At 60.3% G+C, this 25,242-nt stretch carries 24 protein-coding genes; 20 read left to right on the top strand and 4 right to left on the bottom strand.

What is annotated here, in order from left to right:
• Both araH and ACIOMR_RS05040 read left to right on the top strand, forming a co-directional pair.
• Complete coding sequence (araH, locus tag ACIOMR_RS05035) at positions 1-966, top strand: L-arabinose ABC transporter permease AraH (RefSeq protein WP_004371231.1); 966 nt, start codon at positions 1-3, stop codon at positions 964-966.
• 185 nt (positions 967-1,151) lie between these two features.
• Positions 1,152-1,955, top strand: a complete 804-nt coding sequence (locus ACIOMR_RS05040) for an IclR family transcriptional regulator (protein WP_004371229.1) — start codon at positions 1,152-1,154, stop codon at positions 1,953-1,955.
• A gap of 136 nt (positions 1,956-2,091) precedes the next feature.
• Here ACIOMR_RS05040 and ACIOMR_RS05045 read toward each other — a convergent pair whose 3' ends face one another.
• Complete coding sequence (locus ACIOMR_RS05045; protein ID WP_177019619.1) at positions 2,092-3,144, bottom strand: NAD(P)-dependent alcohol dehydrogenase; 1,053 nt, start codon at positions 3,142-3,144, stop codon at positions 2,092-2,094.
• 181 nt (positions 3,145-3,325) lie between these two features.
• On the opposite strand from ACIOMR_RS05045, the gene ACIOMR_RS05050 reads away from it, so the two are divergent.
• Positions 3,326-4,216 carry an AraC family transcriptional regulator gene (locus ACIOMR_RS05050; RefSeq protein ID WP_004371227.1) on the top strand — a complete coding sequence of 297 codons (891 nt, stop codon included), beginning with the start codon at positions 3,326-3,328 and terminating at the stop codon, positions 4,214-4,216.
• Between the two features lie 193 nt (positions 4,217-4,409).
• Here the strand turns inward: ACIOMR_RS05050 and ACIOMR_RS05055 are convergent, their stop codons facing one another.
• Positions 4,410-6,074, bottom strand: coding sequence for an electron transfer flavoprotein-ubiquinone oxidoreductase (locus ACIOMR_RS05055; RefSeq protein WP_008434918.1), 1,665 nt, complete (start codon positions 6,072-6,074; stop codon positions 4,410-4,412).
• A 553-nt stretch (positions 6,075-6,627) separates the two neighbouring features.
• Here ACIOMR_RS05055 and ACIOMR_RS05060 point away from each other — a divergent pair.
• The 14 genes from ACIOMR_RS05060 to ACIOMR_RS05125 all read left to right on the top strand — a co-directional run bounded on the left by ACIOMR_RS05060 (position 6,628) and on the right by ACIOMR_RS05125 (position 18,299).
• Positions 6,628-7,377, top strand: a complete 750-nt coding sequence (locus ACIOMR_RS05060) for an electron transfer flavoprotein subunit beta/FixA family protein (protein ID WP_004371224.1) — start codon at positions 6,628-6,630, stop codon at positions 7,375-7,377.
• A 2-nt stretch (positions 7,378-7,379) separates the two neighbouring features.
• Complete coding sequence (locus ACIOMR_RS05065; RefSeq protein WP_004371223.1) at positions 7,380-8,309, top strand: electron transfer flavoprotein subunit alpha/FixB family protein; 930 nt, start codon at positions 7,380-7,382, stop codon at positions 8,307-8,309.
• A gap of 83 nt (positions 8,310-8,392) precedes the next feature.
• Positions 8,393-9,208, top strand: coding sequence for an ABC transporter substrate-binding protein (locus ACIOMR_RS05070; RefSeq protein WP_177027703.1), 816 nt, complete (start codon positions 8,393-8,395; stop codon positions 9,206-9,208).
• A 9-nt stretch (positions 9,209-9,217) separates the two neighbouring features.
• Positions 9,218-9,580 carry a DUF4398 domain-containing protein gene (locus ACIOMR_RS05075; RefSeq protein WP_178902611.1) on the top strand — a complete coding sequence of 121 codons (363 nt, stop codon included), beginning with the start codon at positions 9,218-9,220 and terminating at the stop codon, positions 9,578-9,580.
• Positions 9,577-10,389, top strand: a complete 813-nt coding sequence (locus tag ACIOMR_RS05080) for an OmpA family protein (protein ID WP_004371220.1) — start codon at positions 9,577-9,579, stop codon at positions 10,387-10,389. The genes ACIOMR_RS05075 and ACIOMR_RS05080 overlap by 4 nt, the downstream gene beginning before the upstream one ends.
• 313 nt (positions 10,390-10,702) lie before the next feature.
• Positions 10,703-12,142 (top strand): PLP-dependent aminotransferase family protein, encoded by a 1,440-nt coding sequence (locus ACIOMR_RS05085; RefSeq protein WP_401192656.1) that lies wholly within the window; start codon positions 10,703-10,705, stop codon positions 12,140-12,142.
• Positions 12,143-12,246: 104 nt separating this feature from the next.
• The gene (locus tag ACIOMR_RS05090) at positions 12,247-12,747 is read left to right on the top strand and encodes a hypothetical protein (RefSeq protein WP_004371218.1); all 501 of its coding nucleotides are present in this window, start codon (positions 12,247-12,249) and stop codon (positions 12,745-12,747) included.
• A 163-nt stretch (positions 12,748-12,910) separates the two neighbouring features.
• On the top strand, positions 12,911-13,165 hold the full coding sequence (locus ACIOMR_RS05095; protein WP_004371217.1) for a YkgJ family cysteine cluster protein: 255 nt from the start codon (positions 12,911-12,913) through the stop codon (positions 13,163-13,165).
• A 44-nt stretch (positions 13,166-13,209) separates the two neighbouring features.
• A complete protein-coding gene (locus ACIOMR_RS05100; protein ID WP_004371215.1) occupies positions 13,210-13,815 on the top strand; it encodes an START domain-containing protein in 606 nt (201 codons plus the stop codon).
• A gap of 79 nt (positions 13,816-13,894) precedes the next feature.
• On the top strand, positions 13,895-14,155 hold the full coding sequence (locus ACIOMR_RS05105; RefSeq protein ID WP_004371213.1) for a hypothetical protein: 261 nt from the start codon (positions 13,895-13,897) through the stop codon (positions 14,153-14,155).
• A 213-nt stretch (positions 14,156-14,368) separates the two neighbouring features.
• A complete protein-coding gene (locus tag ACIOMR_RS05110) occupies positions 14,369-14,710 on the top strand; it encodes a ribonuclease E inhibitor RraB (RefSeq protein ID WP_003193463.1) in 342 nt (113 codons plus the stop codon).
• Between the two features lie 425 nt (positions 14,711-15,135).
• Complete coding sequence (locus tag ACIOMR_RS05115) at positions 15,136-16,545, top strand: circularly permuted type 2 ATP-grasp protein (RefSeq protein WP_087692761.1); 1,410 nt, start codon at positions 15,136-15,138, stop codon at positions 16,543-16,545.
• A 3-nt stretch (positions 16,546-16,548) separates the two neighbouring features.
• Positions 16,549-17,499: an alpha-E domain-containing protein gene (locus ACIOMR_RS05120; RefSeq protein ID WP_004371204.1), complete on the top strand. Its 951-nt coding sequence runs from the start codon at positions 16,549-16,551 to the stop codon at positions 17,497-17,499.
• Positions 17,496-18,299 (top strand): transglutaminase family protein, encoded by an 804-nt coding sequence (locus ACIOMR_RS05125; RefSeq protein ID WP_004371203.1) that lies wholly within the window; start codon positions 17,496-17,498, stop codon positions 18,297-18,299. The genes ACIOMR_RS05120 and ACIOMR_RS05125 overlap by 4 nt, the downstream gene beginning before the upstream one ends.
• A gap of 104 nt (positions 18,300-18,403) precedes the next feature.
• On the opposite strand, the gene ACIOMR_RS05130 is transcribed toward ACIOMR_RS05125, so the two are convergent.
• The gene (locus ACIOMR_RS05130) at positions 18,404-19,207 is read right to left on the bottom strand and encodes a cytochrome c (RefSeq protein WP_177019576.1); all 804 of its coding nucleotides are present in this window, start codon (positions 19,205-19,207) and stop codon (positions 18,404-18,406) included.
• Between the two features lie 681 nt (positions 19,208-19,888).
• On the opposite strand from ACIOMR_RS05130, the gene ACIOMR_RS05135 reads away from it, so the two are divergent.
• From ACIOMR_RS05135 to ACIOMR_RS05145, 3 genes are all read left to right on the top strand, one after another.
• Positions 19,889-21,094, top strand: coding sequence for an acetyl-CoA C-acetyltransferase (locus ACIOMR_RS05135; protein WP_008434901.1), 1,206 nt, complete (start codon positions 19,889-19,891; stop codon positions 21,092-21,094).
• Between the two features lie 16 nt (positions 21,095-21,110).
• Positions 21,111-23,255, top strand: coding sequence for a 3-hydroxyacyl-CoA dehydrogenase NAD-binding domain-containing protein (locus ACIOMR_RS05140; RefSeq protein WP_401192665.1), 2,145 nt, complete (start codon positions 21,111-21,113; stop codon positions 23,253-23,255).
• A 95-nt stretch (positions 23,256-23,350) separates the two neighbouring features.
• Positions 23,351-24,079 carry an amidotransferase gene (locus ACIOMR_RS05145; protein WP_401192668.1) on the top strand — a complete coding sequence of 243 codons (729 nt, stop codon included), beginning with the start codon at positions 23,351-23,353 and terminating at the stop codon, positions 24,077-24,079.
• 131 nt (positions 24,080-24,210) lie between these two features.
• Here the strand turns inward: ACIOMR_RS05145 and ACIOMR_RS05150 are convergent, their stop codons facing one another.
• Positions 24,211-25,182 carry a magnesium and cobalt transport protein CorA gene (locus tag ACIOMR_RS05150; RefSeq protein ID WP_004371189.1) on the bottom strand — a complete coding sequence of 324 codons (972 nt, stop codon included), beginning with the start codon at positions 25,180-25,182 and terminating at the stop codon, positions 24,211-24,213.
• Between the last annotated feature and the right edge of the window lie 60 nt (positions 25,183-25,242).

Below are 25,242 nucleotides of genomic sequence, written 5' to 3' on the forward strand. Positions count from 1 at the left end.
ATGTCACAGGTAAAAACTGCAAGAAGCTTCTGGCCGGGGTTCAACCAGCGCAAGTTTCTCGATGATTGGGTCATGCTGCTGGCGGCCTTGAGCATCTTTGTGCTCAGCGCCATCTTCATCGACAACTTCCTCTCGCCGCTGAACATGCGTGGCCTGGGTCTGGCGATTTCCACTGTGGGGATTGCGGCCTGCACCATGCTGTTTTGCCTGGCGTCGGGGCACTTCGACTTGTCGGTGGGTTCGGTGATCGCCTGTTCGGGCGTGGTGGCGGGGATCGTGATTCGCGACACCGACAGCGTGTTCTTCGGCGTGTCGGCGGCGTTGGCCATGGGCCTGGTGGTGGGACTGATCAACGGCATCGTGATCGCCAAGCTGCGGATCAACGCGTTGATCACGACGCTGGCGACGATGCAGATCGTGCGTGGGCTGGCGTATATCTTTTCCAACGGCAAGGCGGTCGGCGTGATGGACGAAAACTTCTTCGTCTTTGGTAACGGCCAGCTGTTTGGCGTGCCGGTGCCAATCGTCATCACCGTGCTGTGCTTTGTGTTTTTTGGCTGGTTGCTGAACTACACCACCTACGGGCGCAACACCATGGCCATCGGTGGCAACCAGGAAGCGGCGCTGTTGGCCGGGGTGAATGTCGATCGCACCAAGATCATCATCTTTGCCGTGCATGGCGTGATCGGCGCGTTGGCCGGGGTGATCCTGGCGTCGCGGATGACCTCGGGGCAACCGATGATTGGCCAGGGGTTCGAGTTGACGGTGATCTCGGCGTGCGTGCTGGGCGGGGTGTCGCTGAGCGGCGGGATCGGGATGATCCGGCATGTGATTGCCGGGGTGCTGATTCTGGCGATCATCGAGAACGCGATGAACCTGAAGAACATCGACACCTTCTACCAATACGTGATTCGCGGCTCGATCCTGTTGCTGGCGGTGATTATCGACCGCATGAAACAACGATAAAAAGGGCGCCACACGACCAATGTGGGAGCGGGCTTGCTCGCGAAAACGGTGTGTCAGTCAGCGTATGCATTAACTGGAAAACCGCCTTCGCGAGCAAGCCCGCTCCCACATTTTGATCTCCTCTGTTTTGCTGGTCCGCATTTGCCATAATGCTCGCCGTTTTCGTACTTCCCAATAGGCCCGATATGCAGGAAAACGCCCAAACTCCCGTCAAAGAAGCCGCGCCCACCGGCACTCAAACCCTGCTTCGTGGCCTGGGCGTGGTGCAGGCAGTGGCGGCCGGTGCGCGGGATCTGAAGGAAATCGCCAAGCGCATCGGCACCACCCGCAGCACCACTCACCGCCTGGCCAGTTGCCTGGTGGAAGAACGCTACCTGCGCGTAGTGCCGCAAGTCGGTTATCTGCTGGGCCCCAAATTGATCGAGCTGGGTTTCCAGGCCCGTGAAGAACTGCCTTTGGTCAGCCTGGCAGTGCCGTATCTGGACGAGTTGTCGGCGTTGACCGGCGATACCATCCACCTGGCTATTCGCGAATACGACGACGTGCTGTACCTGCACAAGAACCCTGGCCGCAACGGCCCGGAAATGCGCTCGCGCGTCGGCCATCGCATGCCGCTGGCGCGCACCGGGATCGGCAAGGCGTTGTTGCTGGATGACAGCGTGGAAGAGTGGCAGCGCCTGTATCAGGTCAGCCTGCCGACGGGCGGGAAGAATCTGCAGTGGCCGCAGCACCCCGAGCAATCCTGGGCGCAGTTTGAACAGCGCATGCAGGAATACGTGGCGGGCGGTTATGCGTTCGACCTGGAAGACAACGAACCGTCGATCCGTTGTGTCGCGGCACCGGTGCGCGATGCCAGCCGGCGAATCGTCGCCGGCATCAGCATCGCCAGTACCGTGCCCTACATGCCGCTGGAGAAAATGGCCGAGCTGATCCCCGTGATCAAACAGGTCGCAGCACGGCTGTCAGCGGAGTTGGGCGCGAAGGCCTGATCAGGCCGTGATCGTTCCCACGCTCCGCGTGGGAATGCCGCTTCGGATGCTCCGCGTCCAGCACTTGAGCCCTGCGCAACGGTGACGCGGAGCGTCACAGCATGCGTTCCCACGCAGAGCGTGGGAACGATCTTGGTCAGGCCTTGAGGGTCGCCATGTCGATCACGAAGCGGTACTTCACATCACCGGCAATCATGCGGGTGTAGGCTTCGTTGATCTGGCGGATGTCGAGCATCTCGATGTCGCAGGTGATGCCGTGCTCGGCGCAGAAATCCAGGACTTCCTGGGTTTCGGCAATCCCACCGATCAACGAACCGGCCAGCACCTTGCGGCCCAGCACCAGCTTGGCAGCGTTGACGGGCGGGTCGACCGGCTCGATCAAACCTACCAGGATGTGCACGCCGTCAAAGCGCAGTACGTCGAGGTAGGGATTCAAGTCGTGCTGCACCGGGATGGTGTCCAGCAGGAAGTCGAAATGCCCGGCAGCGGCTTTCATCTGGGCTTCGTCGGTGGACACGATCACGTGGTCGGCGCCCTGGCGACGGCCTTCTTCAGCCTTGCTCGCGGAGCGGGTGAACAGCGTCACTTCCGCGCCCATGGCCTTGGCGAACTTGATGCCCATATGGCCCAAACCGCCCATGCCCAGAACGCCAACCTTGTCGCCAGCCTTCACGCCGTAGTGCTTGAGCGGCGAGTAAGTGGTGATGCCGGCGCAGAGGATCGGCGCGGCGCTGGCCAGGTCGAGCTTGGCCGGGATCTTCACCACGAAGTGCTCGCTGACCACGATGCTGTCGGAGTAGCCGCCCATGGTGTTGCTGCCGTCGACCCGGTCCGGGGTGGCGTAGGTCATGGTCGGGCCTTCGAGGCAGTATTGCTCGAGGTCCGCGTGGCAGGCGTCGCAGTGACGGCAGGAGTCGACCATGCAGCCAACACCCACCAGGTCGCCGACTTTGTGCGCGGTGACGCTGGCGCCGACGGCGGTGACTTTACCGACGATCTCGTGGCCCGGCATCAGCGGGTACACGGCGATGCCCCATTCGTTGCGTGCCTGGTGGATGTCGGAGTGGCAGACGCCGCAGTAGAGAATTTCGATCGCCACGTCATCGACGCGCGGGCTACGGCGTTCGAAGGACATGGGGGCGAGGGGAGTGGTGGCCGATTGAGCGGCATAACCGATGGCGGTGTACATGGAGAAACCTCGCAGGTGCAGTAACAGGTGAGGTGGCGCATTCTCCGCGCCGTGCCTGGGTGCGGCCATGGCGATTGCTCCGAGTCTCATGCCTATTCGTCCGGGAGTGCCCCTGGATTGGATCACTGTGGCGCCAGACCTGCGATGATGGTCTCATCCCCTTTTTCGCGAAGTTTTTGCCATGTTGTTGACCCGCCATGTCGATGCCAATGCCGCGTTGGTTGCCTTGATCGAACCCCTGACACCCCGTGATGGGTTCTCGCCCACGAACCTGCCGGGCGTGCAGGTATTGCGTGCCAGTTGCGACGTGGCGCGGGGCCCGCAGATTTATGAACCGAGCCTGATGATCGTCGCCCAGGGCAGCAAGGTCGCGTACCTGGGCCCGCGTACCCTGGAGTACGGCGCGGGGCATTACCTGATCCAGGCGATGCCGGTGCCGTTCGAATGCGAGACTTTTGCCATGCCGAATGCACCGCTGTTGGGTGTGACGGTAGGCATTGATCGGGTGGTGCTGGGTGAGCTGGTGATGGCGATGGGGATCCAGAGCGGGCCACCGCCGGCGGCGCAGACGTTGGAGTCGATGAGTTCGGTGGTGCTGGACGACGCCATGCGCGGCTGTGTCGAACGCCTGTTGCAGTGCCTGCACGATCCGCTGGAGAGCCGGATCATGGGCCCGGCGCGGGTGCGGGAATTATTGTTCACCGCATTGCGCGGGCCACAGGCGGATGTGTTGCGGGCGTTGGTGGAGCAGCAGGGGCAGTTTTCGCGGGTGGCGACTTCGTTGAATCACCTGCATGCCCATTACGCCGAGCCGCTGAATATCGAGACATTGGCAGGTTATGCGCACATGAGTGCGTCGACCTTCCACGAACACTTCAAGCGCTGCACGCTGTTGTCGCCGGTGCAGTACCTCAAGCGTCTGCGGTTGCTCAAGGCACAACAGTTGCTGTTGGTGGAGGGCATGGGCGTGGCGCAGGCGGCCCACAGTGTGGGGTATCAGAGCACGTCGCAGTTCAGCCGGGAATACAAGCGCTACTTCGAGCGCAGCCCTGGGGATGAGCGGGCGGCGTAACTCTCCCGGGCACAATTCGGTCAAAAATGTGGGAGCGGGCTTGCTCGCGAAAGCGGTGGTTCAGCCAAAACATCTGTGACTGATACACCGCTTTCGCGAGCAAGCCCGCTCCCACATTTGACCGAGTCGATGGGTCTTTTTCCGGGCTACAAAAAAGGCCCCCATTTGGGAGCCTTCTGTTCAAGCAGCGGATTTACATATTCGGGTAAGTCGGCCCACCCGCACCTTCCGGCGTCACCCACGTAATGTTCTGCGAAGGGTCCTTGATGTCACAGGTCTTGCAGTGCACGCAGTTCTGGGCGTTGATCTGGAAGCGCTTCTCGCCGTCTTCCTTGGTGATCACTTCATACACGCCGGCCGGGCAGTAGCGCTGCGCCGGTTCATCGTAAAGCGGCAGGTTGGTGCCGATCGGGATGCTCGGGTCTTTCAGCTTCAGGTGGCACGGTTGTTCTTCTTCGTGGTTGGTACCGGAGATGAACACCGAACTCAGCTTGTCGAAGCTCAGCTTGCCGTCGGGTTTCGGGTAGTCGATCTTCTTGCTGTCCTTGGCCAGCTTGAGGCAGGCGTAGTCCGGCTTGGTATCGTGCAGGGTAAACGGCATTTTGCCGCCGAGGATGTTCTGGTCGAACCAGTTGAAGCCGGCACCAATGATCGGGCCGAACTTGTGCATCGCCGGGCCGAAGTTTCGGCTGGCGAACAGTTCTTCGTAGAGCCAGCTGTTCTTGAAGCTGTCGACGTAAGCGGTCAGTTCGTCACCGCCTTCGGATTCGGCGAACAGGCGATCGGCCACGGCGTCAGCGGCGAGCATGCCGGACTTCATCGCGGTGTGGCTGCCCTTGATCTTGGCGAAGTTCAGGGTGCCCAGGTCGCAGCCGATCAGCGCGCCGCCCTTGAACACCATTTTCGGCAGTGAGTTCAGGCCGCCTTTGCAGATGGCGCGGGCGCCGTAGCTGATGCGTTTGCCGCCTTCCAGGTACTGGGCCAGCACGGGGTGATGCTTGAGGCGCTGGAACTCGTCGAACGGCGACAGGAAGGTGTTGCTGTAGGACAGGTCGACGATCAGGCCGACGACCACCTGGTTGTTTTCCAGGTGATAGAGGAACGAACCGCCGGTGTTCTCCGCGCTCATGATGTCCAGCGGCCAACCGGCGGTGTGCACCACCAGGCCTGGCTGGTGTTTGGCCGGGTCGATTTCCCAGATTTCCTTCAGGCCGATGCCGTAGTGCTGGGCGTCGGCGTCGCTGTCCAGGTTGAAGCGCTGGATCAGTTGCTTGCCGATGTGGCCACGGCAACCTTCGGCGAACAGCGTGTACTTGCCACGCAGTTCCATGCCCGGGGTGTAGACGCCTTCTTTCGGGTTGCCTTCACGGTCGACGCCCAGGTCACCGGTGATGATCCCGCGCACCACGCCGTTTTCGTCGAACAGCGCTTCCTGGGCGGCGAAGCCCGGGTACACTTCCACACCCAGGTTTTCGGCCTGCTGGGCGAGCCAGCGGCACAGGTTGCCCAGGGAAATAATGTAGTTGCCTTCGTTGTGCATGGTCTTGGGCACAAAGAAGTCAGGCACCTTGGTGGAAGCTTCGCTGGAGCGCAGTACATAGATGTCATCACGCACAACAGGGGTGTTGAGCGGTGCACCGAGTTCTTTCCAGTCCGGGAACAGTTCGTTCAGGGCACGGGGTTCAAACACGGCACCGGACAGGATATGAGCGCCGACTTCGGAGCCTTTTTCGACCACGCAGACGCTGATTTCCTTACCGGCTTCGGCGGCCTTCTGCTTCAATCGGCAGGCGGCAGACAGGCCTGCCGGGCCAGCGCCGACGATGACCACGTCGAATTCCATGTATTCGCGTTCCACAGGCTATCTCCTACTCAAGGCTCAACGGCTTTTTTTTCTAATGGGTGGAGGTTCGGTAATCCGTCCCACAATGCCTGCATCAATCTCATGCAAGGGGCAGGGACGACCCACCTTTCTCTCTAGGTGGCGCATTATATCTACACCACTCTCAGCGTCCAATACAAACGTTTGTTTGAATTGCCCGCAAGCTAGGTAAATCAAAGCAACGCGGCTTATAACTGACCATTTTGGCGTATTGACCGGAATAGGCGTTCCGGTCAATATACGGTCGGTTTTGCGCATCCCGTAGGCAGACTGTGGGTTTCAAGGCCACCTCGAAAGACAGGCTGAAGGCAAATAAGGGTGACGCGCGAGCCACGATGGCGCGCAGTTTACACGCCACGATAATGAATGACCTCTCAGTCACCGCTGACGAACGGTCATCACTCCCGTGAGCAAGGTCCCCCGCCGACGATTGCCGGTGTTTTTGGAGGTGCCCTTGTGTGCCGATGAGCATCAAACCGCCAGGTTCGCCTAGGCGACTTTCTTTTCACCGGAGAGTAACGAGGAATCCATGAAGGTTCTTGTAGCTGTCAAACGCGTTGTCGATTACAACGTGAAAGTTCGCGTCAAGGCGGACAATTCCGGCGTCGACCTCGCTAACGTCAAGATGTCGATGAACCCTTTCTGCGAAATCGCCGTGGAAGAAGCCGTACGCCTGAAAGAGAAAGGTGTTGCGACTGAAATCGTCGTCGTTTCCATCGGTCCGACCACTGCTCAAGAGCAGCTGCGTACCGCCCTGGCGCTGGGTGCCGATCGCGCCATCCTCGTCGAATCCGCTGAAGAGCTGACTTCCCTGGCCGTTGCCAAGTTGTTGAAAGCCGTTGTCGACAAGGAACAGCCATCGCTGGTGATCCTCGGCAAACAAGCCATCGACAGCGATAACAACCAGACTGGCCAGATGCTGGCTGCACTGACCGGTTACGGCCAGGGCACCTTCGCCTCGAAAGTCGAAGTGAGCGGCGACAAGGTTGCCGTGACCCGCGAAATCGACGGCGGCGCGCAGACAGTTTCCCTGAAACTGCCGGCCATCGTCACCACCGACCTGCGTTTGAACGAGCCGCGCTACGCGTCCCTGCCAAACATCATGAAAGCCAAGAAGAAGCCTCTCGAAGTGCTGACTCCGGATGCTTTGGGCGTTTCCACCGCCTCCACCAACAAGACCGTAAAAGTCGAAGCGCCGGCTGCACGCAGCGCGGGCATCAAGGTCAAGTCGGTGGCTGAACTGGTCGAGAAACTGAAAAACGAAGCGAAGGTAATCTAACCATGACTATCTTGGTAATCGCAGAACACGACAACAAGGTCGTGGCTCCGGCCACCCTGAACACTGTTGCCGCCGCCGCCAAAATCGGTGGTGATATCCACGTGCTGGTCGCCGGCCAAAACGTTGGCGCCGTGGCTGAAGCCGCTGCCAAAATCGCTGGCGTGAGCAAAGTACTGGTTGCCGATAACGCAGCCTACGCTCACCAATTGCCGGAAAACGTTGCGCCGCTGGTTGCAGAGCTGGGCGCTGGCTACAGCCACATCCTGGCTGCCGCCACCTCCAATGGCAAAAACATCCTGCCGCGCGTTGCTGCGCAACTGGACGTTGACCAGATCTCCGAGATCGTTTCGGTAGAAAGCGCCGACACCTTCAAGCGTCCGATCTATGCCGGTAACGCCATCGCTACCGTGCAGTCTACTGCGTCGGTAAAAGTCATCACCGTGCGTGCCACCGGTTTCGACCCGGTGGCTGCTGAAGGTGGTTCGGCTGCGGTTGAAGCTGTGGCCGCTGCCCACGACGCTGGCACTTCCAGCTTCGTTGGCGAAGAGCTGGCCAAGTCCGATCGTCCGGAACTGACCGCTGCCAAGATCGTCGTTTCCGGCGGCCGCGGCATGCAGAACGGCGACAACTTCAAGCACCTGTACGCCCTGGCCGACAAGCTGGGCGCTGCGGTCGGCGCTTCCCGCGCAGCCGTCGACGCAGGTTTTGTACCGAACGACATGCAGGTCGGCCAGACCGGCAAGATCGTTGCGCCACAGCTGTACATCGCCGTCGGTATCTCCGGCGCGATCCAGCACTTGGCCGGTATGAAAGACTCCAAGGTGATCGTTGCGATCAACAAGGACGAAGAAGCACCGATCTTCCAGGTGGCTGATTACGGCCTGGTCGCGGACTTGTTCGAAGCCGTACCCGAGTTGGAGAAGCTGGTCTAATCCAGCCGCTTCACTTATAAAGAGCCCGGTCTTTTGACCGGGCTTTTTTTTGCCCGGTAATTTTTCAACTGGAGAACCCTGCCATGGAATTGCGTTCCTGGACTGTACTGCTGGCCCTGTCACTGCTGCCGGCGGTGTCGCTGGCGGCTGGCAAATGTGATCGCCTGGTGATCACCGGCAGCCCGGACGCACCACCTTATCTGTGGCGTGATCCCCAGGACCCCACGCACTTGATCGGCGCCACCGCCGACATGCTGCAGCAAGTGGCCAAGGACCTCGGGGTGAAAATCGACCTGCTGTACGGCGGCAAACGTTCCCTGGCGCTGGAAGAAGTGCGCAGCGGGCGCATGGACATCCTCGCCGACGCGCCATTGACCCTCGACGCCCTGGACTCCCTCGACTACATCCACCCGGCATTGGTGCAAACCGATTATCTGGTCTGGACCCGCAAGGATTCCTCCCTGGCCTACAGCCAGGCCAGCGACCTGCAGGGCCACAAGGGCGCGGTGTCGGAAAGGGCGCGCCTGAGCCGCGACTTTGAAACCTTGGCCGCCGAGCAACTGACCTTGCAACGCTTGCCCAGCCTGACCCCGGCGTTCCAGAAGCTGCTGCTGGGGGAAGTGGACTACGTACTCGCCGGACGTTATTCCGGCATGGCCATGGCCCAGACCCTGGGCATGAGCAACGACCTGGTGGCGCGGGAAATCCCCATCGACCAGCCGGGCCTGTACCTGGCCATTTCCCACAACTCCGCCTGCAACGATCCGTGGTTGCGCGGACAGCTCGCCAAAAAGATGACAGAATTGCCCGCGTCCGGTCTGGCGGAAACCGCGCTGCAGAGCAATCTTGAGCGCTGGAAAGCGCAGTTGCAGCAACCCGTCGGCACCCCAACAAAGTAGGGATTTTAAGTGACTATTCGACCTCTTTTCGCGGCCCTCGCCGTTGTAGCTCTGGCGGGATGTGCAGCCGATCCTGCGCCGAATGAACAGATGCGCCTGACCCGGCAAGCCCTGGAACAAGCCAGCGCCGTGGGCGCCGTTGCCAGCGATTCGCCCGAGCTGAAGCTGGCGGAAGACAAGTTCACCCAGGCCCGTGCCGACATGGCCGATGAATCCTACAAGGACGCCCGCATGCAGGCTGAAGAAGCCGAGCTGGACGCCCGCCTGGCGGAAGCGCGGGTGCTGACCCGCAAAAGCCAGGAGCAACTGAACGTGCTCAACACCCGCATCACCCGCCTGCGCAAGCAGTTGCAGTTGGGAGACGCCCAATGAGCCCGTTGATGCGTGGGTTGAGCTGTGTGGTATTGCTGGGCAGTGCGCTGGGTGGTTGTGCGACGCACCCCGACAGTAACCTCGCCTTGCAACAGGCCAGCACTGACTTCCAGAAGGTCAAGGAAGATTCGAATGTGCTGCGTATCGCACCCAAGGACGTGATTCGCGCCGGTGAGTCCCTGGCCCGTGCCGACCGTTTCTCCAGCTTCTGGGGCAGCGGCGCCGATGTGGCGCATTACGCCTACCTGAGCCAGCGCTACAGCGCGATTGCCCGGGAACACACCGAGCAGGCACTCAATCAGGAGCGTGGGGTCAAGCTGGAGCTGGAACGCCAGCGCCTGCAACTGGCCCTGCGTGAAGCCAAGCTCTCCAGCGTTCAGCAACAGGGCAAATGGATTGAGGCGCAGATATCCAGCCTGACCACCGTCCAGCCTGATCGCGGGCTGGTGATGACCCTGGGTGACGTGCTGTTCGATACGGGTGATGCAGAGCTGCAAAACTCGGCCAACCGCACCGTGCTCAAAGTGGTGCAGTTCCTGCAACTGAACCCCAAGCGCGTGGTGCGCATCGAGGGTTACACCGACAATACCGGCGGCGAACAGGAAAATATCAAACTGTCCCGGGACCGCGCTCAAGCGGTTGCGGATGTACTGAGCGACCTGGGGATCGACGAAAAACGCATTCAGGTCGAAGGCTACGGCGATCAGTATCCGGTCGAAGCCAACGCGTCTGAGCGGGGCAGGGCGCAGAACCGTCGGGTAGAAATTGTGTTCTCCGACGAAAAAGGCCAGCTGGGCGCTGCTCGCTAAACCTGTTGTTCAAGATGGAGGGGTGATTCCTGTAGGAGCTGTCGAGCCCCAGCGAGGCTGCGACAGGATCGCCTCGGTGGACCTGCGAGACCGCAGCGCCTGCATCGCAGCCTCGCTGAAGCTCGACAGCTCCCACATAAGCCCGATCAATGATCGGGTTTTTTATGCCCGCGATTCAGTTCGCAACCCTTACAGTTTTTTCTATCACTGCCGCCCGCGCTCGACTATTGTGGCAACTGTCCCCGTACACTTCTAAACTGTGCCGGTATGTTTCACACAAAAATAAAATACCCGTGAAATCGAGTGCTGCGTCATGACCAATCTGTTGCTCTACCAACGTATCGCCCAGCAGCTGGCTGAGGATATCCGCCGCGGTGTCTATCAACCGGGCGAGCGCGTGCCTTCGGTACGCAAAATGAGCTCCCAGCTCAACGTCAGCCACGCCACCGTGTTGCAGGCCTACGCGAACCTGGAAGACCAGGGTTTGATTCGCGCGCGGCCGCAGTCCGGGTATTACGTGCACCAGACGCCGGCGCTCACTGCGCTCACGCCGGACATCGCCCGGGTCGAGCGTCCAGGGTTGGTCACCCGCAGCAGCATCATTCAACAGGTGTTGGTGGAATCCCGTCGCGAAGGCGTGTTCCCGCTGGGCGCCGCCGTGCCGAGTGTCGACTACCTGCCTGTGCGCGCGCTGCATCAGCAACTGGCCAAGGTCACGCGTTTCCAGAGCCCGCGGGCGTTCAGCTACATGTTCAGCCCGGGTTTCGAGCCGCTGCGGCGCCAGGTGGCGATCCGTATGCGCGATGCCGGGGTGGTGGTCGACCCCTCCGAAGTGGTGATCACCCATGGGTGTGTCGATGCATTGCAGATGTCGCTGCGGGTGCTGACCCGTCCCGGCGACCTGATCGCCGCCGAATCGCCGACCTATTACGGCTTGCTGCAACTGGCGGATCTGCTGGGCCTGAAGGTCATCGAAATCCCCAGCGACCCGGCCACCGGCATGAGCCTGGAAGCCCTGCAACTGGCAGCCAACCAATGGTCGATCAAGGCCCTGGTGCTGACCACGCGCCTGAGCAATCCCCTGGGCGGCACCATGCCCGAAGAGCGGCAGAAACAGTTGCTGCGCCTGGCCTCGGATTTCGATATCCAGGTGGTCGAGGACGATATCTATGGCGAACTGATGTTCGAACTGGGCCGCACCAAGGCCCTGAAAGCCTACGACCGTCTGGACCGGGTCATCTATTGCTCGAGTTTCTCGAAGACCCTGTCACCGGGCATTCGCATTGGCTGGATGATTGCCGGCAAGTACCAGCAGGAAATCCAGCGCCTGCAAATGTTCAGCACCCATTCGGCCTGCAGCGTGACCCAGATGGGCACGGCGGCGTACCTGGAGAATGGCGGTTACGACCGCCACCTGCGCTATATCCGCCAGGAGTACCGCAAGAACCTCAGCGCGTTCCAGCTGGCCGTGCAGCAGTATTTTCCCGAAGGCACCCAGATGACCCGCCCGACCGGCGGTTTTATCCTGTGGGTCAGTTTGCCTGGACGGGTCAATACCCAGGAACTGCACGTGCGCGCCTTGCAGCAGGGCATCAGCATTGCACCGGGGCTGATCTTCAGTAATACGGAACAGTTCAACCACTGTATTCGCCTGAACTGCGGCACCCCGTGGAACCGCGAGGCGGAGCGCGCCTTGATGACCCTCGGGATGCTGGCAAGCCAGTTATGCCAGGAGACTGCGGCGGGTTTTTGAGGCATGGAAAGGGGACACGACGGGTAGCTGGCTAATTACCATGCTTGTCATACCGTCCTCAACAAGCGAGCATATGGCCTTCTGCCGTTAATGCTGCTGGCGATATGACTTATACCTTTCCTGCTGCCCTGCTGATCTGCGTGTTAAGCCTGTGTAACGCTGGCGCTGTCCTGGCGGCTCCCGCCGGTGAAGCGGCACCTGCTGCCAGCTCCCAGCAAACGGTGCCGGCGAAAAAAGCCGCTGCGGCCAAGAAGGCACCGGTCGCGAAGAAAGCCCCCGCAAAGAAAGCAACGCCGGTTAAAAAACGTGCGCCTATCGCCAGCAAGTCAAAGTCGGCCCACGAAGTCGCCAAGACGCCGCTGCCGCCTGCAGAGCTGGATTTGAGCCTGCCGTCGAACATGGTTCGCCACCTGCAACCCCTCGGCACCATGCCGCAGCCGAAGAACGTGCCGCTGCTGCCGCCGATGTTTGCCGAAAAGCCCACTGACAACAGTGCCTTCCAGATCAACGGGCGCCTGCTCAGCAATGAAATGCAGCTGCAACTGCGCAACGAAGAACGCCGCGAAGTTGAAGGTGCGGCTCTGGATTTCCAGTTCAAGCAATAAACCCGACGAGTAAACGTGACGCGCACCCCTGACCTTCTGTCGCAGACTGGTCAGTCACTTTTGTTTTCGGTGAAAAACCCCTGTTAAGCCAATTTAAAACGTCTGTTTAAGGGCGTAGTCTTACGTGGCCATCAACACTTGAGTTGTCGAGGATCTGTTCGTCATGAAATGCCGTGAAGGCTGTGGCGCTTGCTGCATTGCCCCATCCATCAGTTCTCCGTTGCCGGGAATGCCTGCCGGCAAACCGGCGGGCGAACGCTGCCTGCATCTTTCGGTCGAACAACTGTGCCAGTTGTTTGGCCAGCCTGAGCGGCCCGCAGTGTGTAGTTCGTTCCAGGCGGATATCGAGGTCTGCGGCAGTAGCCAGGCAGAAGCGATCAGGTTGATCGGCTGGTGGGAACAGATGACGGCGGCTTAGTGGGCTGTTCAAAGTACTGAACTTCAACAATAAGGAATAAGACCATGGGTTCACTGAAACGAATTGCTGTGTTGTGCGGTTTTACCGCGTTGTTCGCTGCCGCAGCGCATGCTGAAGACTGGCAGACGGCCAAGGATGAAGACGGCATCAAAGTGTCCTTGAGTGAAATTGCCGGTTCCAAGTACAAGGCTTATCGCGGTGTGACGACCATCAAGGCGCCGCTGGCCAAGATCCAGGCGCTGCAGGAAGACGTGGCGGGGGCCTGCTCCTGGATCCACGAATGCAAGTCGCAGAAACTGCTCAAGCAGGAAGGCGACAAGAGCTGGACCTACACCCAGTTCAAGGCACCGTTCCCGGTGACCGATCGTGACTCGATCCTGGAAATCACCACCACCAAGGCTGCCGATGGCACCGTCACCCGTAAGCTGTTGGAAGTGCCGACCTACCAGCCAGAAGTCAAAGGCTATGTGCGCGTAGCCCAGGTCGATGGTTACTGGAAACTGGTGCCTAAAGGCGACAACCTGACCGAAGTGACCTACCAGGTGCACACCGAGCCAGGTGGCAGCGTGCCGTCTTGGTTGGCCAACAAGTTCGTGGTGGACGCACCGTTCAACACCTTGAAAGCCCTGAAAGAACACGCTGAAAAATAACTGCAGTTGATCAGGTGCCTCCTGCCTTGAGTGGAACGATTTCCAGGCCCTCAAGGTCCAGATAGATGTAAGCCCACCCATGGGTTTTATCGAGGAGGCTCTGATGCCAAAGTGGAACGTTTCCTTCACCAATGATCATGGTGAGTCGGTGGTCGAGCAATTCGAGTGCGAGCAAAAACCCACGCTTGAAGAAGCTGCGCGCCTGGTTCGCGCCCGCGTATCACCGGTGCTGGAGGAACTGGATCTCAACGATCTGGAGGGGCGTATTGCCGAACCTACGGTCAAGATTCTGAAAGATCAAAACAGCATCAAAGACCTCAAGGTCGACCCCGCCGCCTGAACATTCCCTGTACGCATTTAAACAGACTCTGGTGGAGGTGATAGCTTCGCGCTACTCTGCAATGGAGATCAGCGAATGAATCGCTAAGGTCTGGTCTTGTCAGCTACATGCTTGTCTCCCAGCGGCGACGTCACTGCCGTAACACCCGCGCCCTTGCAGCGCGGGCCTTGGGAAGCACGGAAAGTCTATCCATCGGTTTGAGGAGGACGTTTCATGAGCACAGCCTATCAAGAAGACATCAGCACCAACGTGTTGCGCCGCATGAAAGAGGGCGGCTTTGACTTCTCGCGTTTCCACCCCATCGAGTTCTACGCCATTTTCCCGGATGAGGAACGTGCGCGGCGGGCTGCGGGTCGGTTTCGTGGGGAATCCCTGAATGCCCAGGTCAGCGCGCGGGATGACGGCGCCTGGTACCTGGAATTGAGCAAAATCATGTTCGCCACCTACGACGGCATAGGAGACTTCGAGCAGGACTTTGAGGCGGTGGTCGAGCCCTTGGGCGGAATCATCGAGGGATGGGGCGTGAAACAGGAGGTGCGTGGGTTACCCATGTAGCGACATGAGCAACAACACAGCGTATCGGCTGACCTTTGGGTCGGCCGTTTTTGTTTCTGGCGCGGGAAAAATCCTGCGCAAAAAAAAGCCACCCGAGCGGGGTGGCCAAAGGGAAGATCGCAAAGGAGGAGAGCGATTCGGTACAAGCGGTAATGCGCAATGGATGGAGCTGTAGGACGCGTCCTGTTCAGCTGATGGAGGTGATTATCCGCGGGGTTTGCCGGGCAGTGAAATCAACTCTGACTATGCTGGTGATAGTCATGGCCTGCATTGCAATGAGGCGCCGCCCATGACAGCGGGCATTTGCTGCACCGGGACGGTGCGATGAGACCTGCGTCTATATCCAACTGATTGATACTTAAGTGTTTATGCCGCTGGCACGGGCCTTGCGATGGTTCTGGCGTCCGGGTGACAAGGAGTACGGCATGATCCGCACTTATTATGATGAGATGTACGACGGGGCAGGGCAGGTGCGCCCCCATTACCGCGAATTTGCCCGCTGGTTGGCCGACACGCCGGCCGAACTGCTGGCCCAGCGCCGGCGCGAAGCCGATTTGCTGTTTCACCGGGCCGGTATCACCTTCACCTTGTATGGCGATGAGCAAGGTACCGAGCGCCTGATCCCCTTCGACACGATCCCCCGCAGCATCCCGGCCAGTGAATGGCGGATCGTCGAGCGCGGCTGCATCCAGCGGGTCAAGGCGCTGAACATGTTTCTCGCCGACCTCTACCACGAACAACGCATTATCAAGGCTGGGATCATCCCCGCCGAGCAAGTCCTGGCCAACGAGCAGTACCAGTTGGCGATGCAGGGCCTGGACCTGCATCGGGATATCTATTCCCACATCTCAGGTGTCGACCTCGTACGCGATGGCGACGGCACTTACTACGTCCTCGAAGACAATCTGCGTACCCCCAGCGGCGTGAGCTACATGCTCGAAGACCGCAAGATGATGATGCGCCTGTTCCCCGAACTGTTCGCGGCCCAGCGCATTGCGCCCATCGACCACTATCCCAACCTGTTGCTCGACACCCTGAAAAGCTCCAGCCCGCTGGATAATCCCAGTGTGGTGGTGCTGACGCCTGGGCGTTTCAACAGTGCGTTCTTCGAGCATGCATTCCTGGCCCGGGAAATGGGCGTGGAACTGGTGGAAGGCGCCGACCTGTTCGTGCGTGATGACCGCGTGTTCATGCGCACCACCGATGGTCCCAAGGCGGTGGATGTGATCTACCGTCGCCTCGACGACGCGTTCCTCGACCCGCTGGCCTTCAACCCGGACTCCATGCTCGGCGTGCCGGGCCTGCTGGCGGCGTACCGCTCGGGCAACGTGGTGTTGGCCAATGCCATCGGCACCGGGGTGGCGGATGACAAGTCGGTGTACCCCTTCGTCACCGAGATGATCCGTTTTTACCTGGATGAAGAACCGATCCTGAAGAATGTTCCGACGTTCCAGTGCCGTAATCCCAGCGAACTGTCCCACGTGCTCGCCAACCTTCCGGACTTGGTGGTGAAGGAAACCCAGGGCTCCGGTGGCTACGGCATGTTAGTCGGCCCGGCCGCCTCGGCGGCGGAAATCGAAGCCTTCCGCGCACGCATCAAGGCCAAGCCCCACGCCTATATCGCGCAACCGACCCTGTGCCTGTCGACATGCCCGACCTTCGTCGAAAACGGCATCGCGCCACGCCACATCGACCTGCGCCCGTTTGTGCTGCAAGGCAAGGAAACCCGTGTGGTCCCCGGCGGCCTGACTCGTGTGGCGCTGCGGGAAGGCTCGCTGGTGGTCAACTCGTCCCAGGGCGGCGGCACCAAAGACACCTGGGTGGTCGAGGATTGAAATATGTTGAGTAGAACTGCCTCGGATTTGTATTGGATGTCACGCTACCTGGAGCGCGCGGAAAACCTCGCGCGGATGCTCGATGTCAGTTATTCGCTGTCGCTGATGCCCCAGGACGGGCGCGGCGATGGCCTGCATGAACTGGCGATGCCGCTGCTGATCACCGGCACCCTCGACGATTACCGCGAGCGCCACGGTGAACTGCACGCCGAACGCCTGCTGCACTTCTTCGCCCTGGATGCGGCGAACCCGGCCAGCATCTACAGCTGCCTCGGCGCTGCACGCGCCAGTGCCCATGCCGTGCGTGGGCGAATCACCGCCGACATGTGGGAAAACATCAACGCCACCTGGCTGGAAATTCGCGACATCGCCCAGCAAGGCCTGAGCCGCTACGGCATGAGCCGGTTCTGCGAGTGGGTCAAGGAACGTTCCCACCTGTTCCGCGGTGCCACCTACGGCACCATCATGCGTAACGACGCCTTTCGTTTTATTCGCCTGGGCACCTTTATCGAGCGCGCCGACAACACCCTGCGCTTGCTCGACGCCCGCTATGAAATGGCCGGCGACCAGGCCGAAGCGGTCACCGATGGTACCGCCCATGCCTACTATCAATGGAGTGCGTTGTTGCGGGCGTTGTCGTCGTTCGAGGCCTACACCGAAATCTACCGTGATGCCCCGGGCGCCCGACAAGTCGCCGAGCTGTTGCTGCTGCGCGCCGACGTGCCGCGGTCGCTGCGGGCCTGCAGTGAAGAGATCGACCAGATCCTTGGCAGCCTGCCCGGCATCAACGGTCGCCCGGCCCAACGCCTGGCAGCGGAAATGGACGCACGCCTGCGCTATACCGCCATCGACGAAATTCTCGAGGAAGGCCTGCACGCTTGGCTGACCGACTTCATCCCGCTCGTGCGCGAGCTGGGCGATGCTATTTACAGTTCCTACCTGGAGGCGGCATGAGACTTTCCATCAGCCACGAAACCACCTACCACTACGAAGACCAGGTGCGTGCCAGCATCCAGTACCTGCGGCTCACGCCCCACGACAGCGAGCGCCAGCATGTCCTCAGTTGGCAGTTGGACTTGCCCCGGCCGGTACGGGCGCAACTGGACCCGTTCGGCAATATCCTGCACGTGTTGACCCTGGACGAGCCCCATGAAGCCATCATCATTGGCGCCCGTGGCCAGGTGGATATCGACGAATTGCGCGAAGCCGAACATGAAAGCCAGTCGGCCTTCCCGTTCCTGCGCTGCACCCGGTTGACCGAGCCGGACGAGGCCCTGCGCAGCTTTGCCGAAAAGCATTGCCATCAACGCCGCGACCGCAGCGCATTGATCGACCTGATGCACGCGCTGAACCAGTACATGACCTATTCGCCGGGTTCTACCGAAGTCGACACCTGTGCGGCCAAGGCGTTTGCCGGGCGTGCCGGGGTGTGCCAGGACCACACCCACGCCTTCCTCGCCTGTGCCCGCAGCCTGGGGATTCCGGCGCGTTATGTGTCGGGGTATTTGTACAGCGAAGACTGCGAGCACCTCGCCAGCCATGCCTGGGCTGAAGCGTGGCTGGATGACGCCTGGTACAGTTTTGACGTGACCAATCAACTGGCGCGGCCGGAGCGGCATTTGAAGCTGGCGGTGGGTCTGGATTACCTGGACGCCTGCCCGGTACGAGGCATGCGTCGTGGGGGAGGGCATGAGCAGATGCATGCCAAGGTATTTGTAGCACCGACACCGGTGATTTCGGTGCAGCAGCAGTAGGATCCAGGGAGAGAGGGAGCTGTGTGTAGCAGGAAAGCTCTCTGTGCCAGGAAAGCTTTTTGTGGCGAGGGAGCAAGCTCCCTCGCCACAGATTTACCTGAGCCTTAAGGCTGCTTTCTGCCCGCCATATGCTTCAAATACCCCACCAGCAGATCCAGGTCCGCATCCGGCAACACGCTGGTGGCAAACGCTGGCATCTTCGCCTGTGGCCAGTGCCGCATGCTTTGCGGATCGCGGATGTAGCGCTTGAGGAAATCCCCGGCAAAATATTCAGTGGGGTTGTAAGGAATATTCAGGTCCGGCCCCACCTGCGCATCGCCGGCCCCGTTCAGGCGATGACATGCCAGGCAGTTCTTCTGGAACAGTGCGAACCCCTGATTCACCGGGTCATTCGCCGCCAGTTTCGGATCCGGCAACAACGCCGGGAAGCGCTCCGCCACCGTCTTCAACTGCTTGATCCCGGAAATCTGAAACGGCCACTGCTCAGGGCTGATATTGCCTGCCTGCGGATCGGTCCACACCAGATAAAACGGCCCGGCACTGGGCTTGCCGTCTGCCAGTGGCGGCCACGGATGCGCCGGATCTTCCACCGCCAGCCAGGCCCGCGCGCCGCTTTTTGATAGCAGCGGTGCCGCCGTCAGTTCCGCGGCAAAGCCGTCGAGGGCCACTGCCTGCAGATGATTTTCCGGCGTGATGCCCGGCAACAGTGCTGCCAGCGGCACTGCGCGATACGTCATGTTGCGCTTGTAGGAAACGTCATCAACGATCTGCACCGTCTGCACATCCGGACGCTTGAGCAGTTCGGTGGTTTCCCAGGTTTTGCTGGCGTGATCCAGCTCGACGGTCAATTTCGCGGCGTGCGCCGGCAAGGCCAGCAGCAGGATCAGGAGGACGATGATCTGTTTCAAGGAAGGGCCACATATCGGAAAAGGCGGTGGAACTCACGATACCGCAAAATCAAAAAATCTCGGCGCGCAAAACGGCAGCCCCTGACGGGATCGCTATACGCAATATCCCGAAAGGCGCTGCCAAAGGCTGCGATCCTGGCGCTGTGTCTGCGCAGAATGTGGGGTGTGAGAGGTCACCCAATGACCTTGGTGAGGTTGGGCAAGATCAGAATCAGGGTGGTGGCGAACAGAATAAGTCCCGCCTGACGTACTTTCGAATGCTTGAACATGGCTGACTGCCTTTTGTTGTTATTCCTGAGCGTCAAATGCGTGCCGGTCGATTCAACTATGACGGTGCTACATGACTCTTTTCTTACAGTTCCTACAGGTGCTCCAGCAAAACCCGGCAGCAACCTTTAACTTCTCTTACAGATTCAACCTTAGAGCCCTCGTTCTATATGGCTTAGATCCATTTCATCTCATCACCTGAAGAAAACTTATTAAAAAGGCATGAGGCCAATTGCCAGCCAGACGCCAGCCCTACGGCTAGACAGCTAAAACGATTAATCAGCCGATTCCCGTAGCCTCCTACCGTTCGTCTGAGCGTGAGCGTCAAGGTCAATGAGCGGTTCGGTCATTGAATCCGGCGCCCCGGCGCCTAAGGTAAGGGCACGATTCGTTGCATAGTGATTCGAGGACGTCATGACCCAAGCTTTGATCTTTGATGCGATACGCACGCCCCGGGGCAAAGGCAAGGCGGATGGCGCCCTGCACAGCGTCAAGCCGGTGAACCTGGTGGCCGGTTTGCTGACGGCACTGCAACAGCGCACCGACCTCGACACCCGGCAAGTGGATGACATCGTCCTGGGCTGTGTCACACCGATTGGCGACCAGGGCGCCGACATCGCCAAGACCGCCGCGTTGGTGGCGGACTGGGATATCAGCGTCGCCGGTGTGCAGATCAACCGGTTTTGCGCCTCGGGCCTGGAAGCCGTGAACCTCGGCGCGATGAAAGTGCGCTCCGGCTTTGAAGACCTCGTGGTGGTGGGCGGCGTCGAGTCCATGTCCCGAGTGCCCATGGGCAGTGACGGCGGCGCCTGGGTGCTCGACCCGCAAACCAATATGCACAGCCACTTCACCCCGCAAGGCATCGGTGCCGACCTGATCGCCACCCTGGAAGGCTTCACCCGCCAGGACGTCGACGCCTTTGCCCTGCACTCACAGCAGAAAGCGGCGCGGGCCAGATCAGACGGTTCCTTCAACAAGTCGCTGATCGCCGTGCAGGACCAAAATGGCATTGTGCTGCTGGATCAGGACGAATTCATCCGTGCCGACTCCACCCTCGAAGGCCTGGGCAAACTCAAGCCCAGCTTCGAAATGATGGGCCAGATGGGCTTCGACGCCACGGCGTTGCGAGTCTATAGCCACGTCGAGCGCATCAACCACGTGCACACACCGGGCAACAGTTCCGGGATCGTCGATGGCGCGGCGCTGATGCTGATCGGTTCTGAAGCCAAAGGTCGCGAACTCGGCCTGCAACCCCGGGCGCGGATCGTCGCCACCGCTGTCACCAGTACCGACCCCACCATCATGTTGACCGGCCCGGCACCGGCAACCCGCAAGGCACTGGCCAAGGCGGGTTTGCGGGTTGAAGACATCGACCTGTTCGAGGTCAACGAAGCGTTTGCGTCGGTGGTGCTCAAGTTCATCAAGGACATGGGCATCGACGCCGCCCGGGTCAACGTCAACGGTGGCTCCATCGCCATGGGCCACCCGCTGGGCGCCACGGGCTGCGCGATTCTCGGCACCTTGCTCGATGAGCTGGAGGTGCGCCAGCAGCGTTATGGCCTGGCCACCCTGTGTGTCGGCGGCGGCATGGGTATCGCCACTATCATCGAACGCCTCTGAGCCTAAGGAATCAGTCATGACCGATGCCATTCGTTACGAAAAGGGCCAGGACCAGATTGTGGTGCTGACCATCGACATGCCCGGCCAGAGCGCCAACACCATGAACGGGGTGTACCGCGAGGCCATGGCGGCCACCGTCGCCCGCCTGGACGCCGAGAAGGATTCGATTGCGGGCGTGATCATCACCTCGGCGAAGAAGACCTTCTTTGCCGGCGGCGACCTTAATGAACTGATCAAGGTCGACAAGCCCCACGCCAAGGATTTCTACGACAGCGTGCTGGTGCTGAAGGCGCAACTGCGCACCCTGGAAACCCTCGGCAAACCGGTAGTGGCCGCGATCAACGGCGCAGCGCTGGGCGGTGGCTGGGAGATCTGCCTGGCGTGCCAGCACCGTGTGGCGCTGGACCACAAGTCGGTACAGATTGGCCTGCCGGAAGTCACCCTCGGGCTTTTGCCGGGTGGCGGCGGTGTGGTGCGCATGGTGCGGATGCTGGGCCTGGAAAAAGCCTTGCCCTACTTGCTGGAAGGCAAAAAGATTACGCCGCAGCAGGCGCTGCAAGCCGGGTTGATTGATGAGCTGGCGGCAGACCGTGACGAGCTGCTGGCCAAGTCCCGGGCGTGGATTCTGGCCAACCCCGAGGCGAAACAGCGTTGGGACATCAAGGGCTACCAGATCCCGGGTGGCACGCCGTCCAACCCGAAAGTCGCGCAAATGCTTGCCATTGCGCCATCGATCCTGCGCGCCAAAACCAACGGCTGCTTCCCGGCCCCGGAGAAAATCCTCTGCGCCGCCGTGGAAGGTGCCCAGGTGGATTTCGACACCGCGCACTTGATCGAGACCCGCTACTTCACCGAGCTGGTCACCGGGCAAGTGGCGAAAAACATGATTGGCACCTTCTGGTTCCAGCTCAATGAAATCAATGCCGGCAGTTCGCGGCCCAAGGGCTTTGCGCCGTATGTGACACGCAAGGTCGGCGTGCTCGGCGCCGGGATGATGGGCGCGGGCATTGCCTACGTCAGCGCCTCGGCGGGCATTGAGGTGGTGCTCAAGGACGTCAGCCAGGCGGCGGCAGAGAAGGGCAAGGCCCACTCGGCCACGTTGCTGGACAAGAAGGTCGGGCGTGGGCAATTGACCGCCGAACAGCGGGAAACCATCCTCGCGCGGATTGTTCCTACCGAATCCGATGCTGATCTTGCCGGCTGCGACCTGATCATCGAAGCCGTCTTCGAGGATCGGGAACTCAAGGCCAAGGTCTCGGCGGCCGCGCAAAACGTGGTGGGTGCCGAAGCGGTGATCGCCTCCAACACCTCCACCTTGCCCATCAGCGGGTTAGCCACCGCCGTTCCAGACCAGGGCAAGTTTATCGGCCTGCACTTCTTCAGCCCGGTGGACAAAATGCCCCTGGTGGAAATCATCAAGGGCGCCCGCACCAGCGACGAAACCCTGGCGCGGGGGTTCGACTTCGTACTGCAAATCAAGAAAACCCCGATTGTGGTCAACGACAGTCGCGGCTTCTTCACCTCGCGGGTGTTCGGCACCTTCACCAACGAAGGCATCGCCATGCTCGGCGAAGGCGTGGCGGCGCCGATGATCGAGACCGAGGCACGCAAGGCCGGCATGCCGGTGGGGCCGCTGGCGGTCTCTGACGAAGTTTCCCTCAGCCTGATGAGCCATATCCGTCAACAGACGGCCAAGGACTTACAGGCCGAAGGCAAGCCGTTACCGCAGCACCCGGCGTTTGCCGTGATCGACCTGTTGCTCAATGAATACAAGCGCCCGGGCAAGGCGGCGGGTGGCGGTTTCTACGAATACCCGGCGGGCGGGCAGAAACACGTGTGGCCGGAGCTGAAAAGCCGCTTCGAAAAGCCCGGCCAACAGATCTCGCCGCAAGACGTGCGCGACCGTTTGCTGTTCATCCAGGCCATCGAAACCGTGCGCTGTGTGGAGGAGGGCGTATTGATGTCGACGGCTGATGCCAACGTCGGCTCGATCTTCGGTATCGGCTTTGCCGCCTGGAGCGGCGGAGCGCTGCAATTCATCAACCAGTACGGCCTGAACGATTTCGTCGCCCGCGCCCGCTACCTGGCCGAGCAATATGGTGAGCGCTTCACGCCGCCGGCGCTGCTGTTGGAGAAAGCTGCACAGAACGCGACCTTCTGACGCTTTTGGGCATGTGCGGGGCTTGCCTTGAAAGGGTATTTCAAGGCAGGCTCTGGGGGTGTTCATTATTCCCATCGCCGTGTCAGGTATTTTTTATGTCGTTACGCGTGTGCATCCTGGAAACCGATATCCTGCGTCCTGGGCTGATCGATCAGTACCAAGGGTACGGGCAGATGTTCAAGCGCCTGTTCTCCAAACAGCCGATTGCCGCCGAGTTCGTCATCTATAACGTGGTGCAGGGTGAATACCCGGCGGATGAAGAAGTGTTCGACGCGTACCTGGTGACGGGCAGCAAGGCCGACTCATTTGGCACCGATCCGTGGATCCAGACCCTCAAGACCTACCTGCTGGACCGCCATGCCCACGGCGACAAACTGATCGGCATCTGCTTCGGCCACCAGTTGCTGGCGCTGCTGTTGGGCGGCAAGACCGAGCGGGCGACCAAGGGCTGGGGCATGGGCATCCATGACTACAAACTGAACGCCAAGGCACCGTGGATGAGCCCGGTGGTGGAAGAACTGACGCTGTTGATCAGCCACCAGGACCAGGTCACCACCTTGCCGGAAAACGCCACCGTGATCGCCTCCAGCGAGTTCTGCCCGTTTGCGGCGTATCATATTGAAGACCAGGTGCTGTGCTTCCAGGGCCACCCGGAATTTATCCACGACTATTCCCGCGAGTTGCTGGAGATTCTTCAGACAACGCTGGGGGAGAAGGTCTACACCAACGGTGTGGCCAGCCTGGAGCGAGACCATCACGGCGTTACCGTGGCGGAATGGATGATGCGGTTTGTGGCGCACAAACCAAAAGCGGACGTGGCCTAACTATTCGGGTTGATTGACGAGCTTTTTGTGGCGAGGGAGCTTGCTCCCGTTCGGCTGCGCAGCAGTCGCAAGCCTTGGGGGCGCTTCGCACCCCAGCGGGAGCAAGCTCCCTCGCCACAACAGCAGTTTTCCTACAGCCAGCCTGAACGCTTGAAGCTGGCCCACAAACTTGTACACCCCACCGCAATAAACCCCAGCACCGCAAAATAGCCGTAGTGCCACTGCAGCTCCGGCATGTTCTGGAAGTTCATCCCGTAAATCCCGGCCACCGCCGTCGGGAACGCCAGAATCGCTGCCCACGCGGCAAACTTGCGTTGCACCACGCTTTGGCGCGAGGCTTCCAGCAACACCCCAATCTCGATGGTCTGGCTGGCGATATCCCGCAAGGTGGTCAGGTCTTCCATCTGCCGGGTGACGTGAATCTGCACATCGCGAAAGTACGGACGCATGTTCTTGTCGATAAACGGGAAGCTCAGTTTCTGCAATTCCTGACTGATCTCCACCATCGGTGCCACATAGCGCTTCAGTCGCAGCACATCGCGGCGCAGGCCGTGGAGCTTCTGGATATCCGCTTCACTCAGGGAGTTGCACAACACGTTGCGCTCCAGTTCATCGACCTCGGCATGAATCGCCTCGCTCACCGGCTGATAGTTCTCGGTAACAAAATCCAGCAGCGCATAGAGTACGAAATCTTCCCCATGCTCCAGCAACAGCGGTCGCGCCTCACAGCGCTGGCGCACATAGCCGTAGGAAGCCGAGTGGCCGTTGCGGGCGGTGATGATGTAGCCGTTGCCGGCAAAGATATGGGTCTCGATAAACTCCAGCTTGCCGTTATCGCGCACCGGTGAGTAGGTCACGATAAACAGCGCGTCGCCGAAGGTTTCAAGCTTGGGCCTGCTGTGTTTTTCCAGGGCGTCTTCGATGGCCAGTTCGTGCAGGTTGAACTGGCGCTGCAGGTTGGCCAGTTCCAGTGCGCTGGGCTCTTCCAGGCCGATCCACACAAAATGGTCAGGCTTGGCGGCCCACGCGGCGCCTTCGTCGAGGGTGATATCAGTGACTTTCTTACCGGCGCTATAGACGGCGGCCGCAACAACTCTACCCATAGTGCTGATCGCTTCTTCTTGAATGGCAGATGACAACTGTCAGGCAGCTTAGCTGCCCTG

This window comes from Pseudomonas sp. NPDC087814 (genome assembly GCF_044742865.1).
Classification (GTDB): Bacteria; Pseudomonadota; Gammaproteobacteria; order Pseudomonadales; family Pseudomonadaceae; genus Aquipseudomonas.